General features: G+C 63.4%; 1 protein-coding gene. It reads right to left on the bottom strand.

What is annotated here, in order from left to right; all coding sequences use genetic code 11:
* On the bottom strand, positions 1-2,038 hold a 2,038-nt coding region (locus tag BF99_RS23540; protein ID WP_025772123.1), incomplete at both ends, for a beta strand repeat-containing protein.

The following is a 2,038-nucleotide window of genomic DNA, read 5'->3' as shown; positions in this document are numbered from 1 at the left end:
TGGGCCAGCGTGACCGTGACGGTCGCGGACGGTTGCTCCGACAGCCGCACATCGAAGGTGGTGGTACCGCCTTCACCGACCGTGACGGTGCCCGATGGCAGGGTCAAGGTTCCCGCATCGTCGTCGTTCACATCGACGCTCACTGTACCGTTGGCATCGTCATAGCCACCGCCGGTCGCCGATACGGAGATGCTCGTGCTCTCGTCGTCGGCATCGCCGTCCTCGGCCGCGCTCACCGTAACTGACTGGGCCGTGCTCCAATCGGAAGTGGTGAAGGTGAGAGTGTTCTGCTCGCCGTTTGTTCCGGTGTCGGTGTCTACCTTGACGTCGGTATTGCTCGGCTGGGCGAGCGTGACCGTGACGGTTCCGGATGGTAGTGCCGACAACTGCACGCTGAAGGTGTTGGTATTGCCTTCGTCGACGGTGATGGTGCCCGAGGGTAGGGTCAGAGTTCCAGCATCGTCGTCCGTCACCTCGATGCTGACGGTGCCCCTCGCTTCCCCATAACCGCCGCCCGATGCGGTAACGGAGATGCTCGCGCTCTCGTCGTCGGTATCACCGTCCTCGGCTGCGCTCACCGTGACCGACCGGGCCGTGCTCCAGTCGGATGTGGTGAAGGTGAGGGTGTTCTGCTCGCCGTTTGTTCCGGTGTCGGTGTCCACCTTGACGTCGGTATTGCTCGGCTGGGCGAGCGTGACCGTGACGGTTCCGGATGGTAGTGCGGACAACTGCACGCTGAAGGTATTGGTAGTGCCCTCACCGACCGTGATGGTGCCCGATGGCAGGGTCAAGGTTCCCGTATCGTCATCGGTCACATTGATACTCACCGTACCCGTCGCTTCGCCATAACCACCGCCAGATGCCGAGACGGAGATGCTTGCGCTGTCATCGTCGGCATCGCCGTCCTCGGCTGCGCTCACCGTGACCGCTTGGGCCGTATTCCAGTCGGTAGTGGTGAAGGTGAGGGTGTTCTGCTCACCCGTGTCCGTGGTGTTGGTGTCCACCTTGACATCGGTATTGCTCGGCTGGGCGAGCGTGACCGTGACGGGTCCGGTCGGTTCCTCCGACAGTCGCACATCGAAGGTGGTGGTACCGCCTTCACCGACCGTGATGGTGCCCGGTGGCAGGGTCAATGTCCCTTGGTCGTCGTCGGTCACATTGATGCTGACCGTGCCCCTCGCTTCGCTATAACCACCGCCCGATGCGGATACGGAGATGCTCGCGCTCTCGTCGTCGACATCGCCGTCCTCGGCCGCGCTCACCGTGACCGACCGGGCCGTGTTCCAGTCGGTAGTGGTGAAGGTGAGGGTGTTCTGCTCGCCGTTTGTTCCGGTGTCGGTGTCCACCTTGACGTCGGCATTGCTCGGCTGAGCGAGCGTGACCGTGACGGGTCCGGTCGGTTCCTCCGACAGTCGCACTTCGAAGGTGGTGGTAGTGCCCTCGTTGACCGTGACGGTGCCCGATGGCAGGGTCAGAGTTCCAGCATCGTCGTCCGTCACATTGATGCTTACCGTGCCCCTCGCTTCCCCATAACCGCCGCCCGATGCGGATACGGAGATGCTCGTGCTCTCGTCGTCGGCATCGCCGTCCTCGGCTGCGCTCACCGTGACCGGCTGGTCCGTGTTCCAGTTCTGCGTCGTGAAGGTCAGGGTGGTCTGCTCGCCGGTGGCTGAGGTGTCGGTATCCACCTTGACGTCGGCGTTGCTCGGCTGGGTCAGGGTGACCGTGACGGTTGCGGACGGTTGCTCCGACAGTCGCACATCGAAGGTGGTGGTATTGCCCTCGTTGACCGTGACGGTGCTCGACGGCAGGGTCAATGTCCCTTGGTCGTCGTCCGTCACATTGATGCTGACCGTGCCCCTCGCTTCGCTATAACCACCGCCCGATGCGGATACGGAGATGCTCGTGCTCTCGTCGTCGGCATCGCCGTCCTCGGCCGCGCTCACCGTGACCGGCTGGTCCGTGTTCCAGTTCTGCGTCGTGAAGGTCAGGGTGTCCTGCTCGCCGGTGGCTGAGGTGTCGGTATCCACCTTGACGT

Origin of the sequence: Thioalkalivibrio sp. HK1 (genome assembly GCA_000583135.1) — a bacterium.
In the GTDB taxonomy this organism is placed as follows: Bacteria; Pseudomonadota; Gammaproteobacteria; order HK1; family HK1; genus HK1.
Note: the sequence above shows the minus strand (reverse complement) of the source record. Positions and strands in the feature narration are given on the sequence as shown.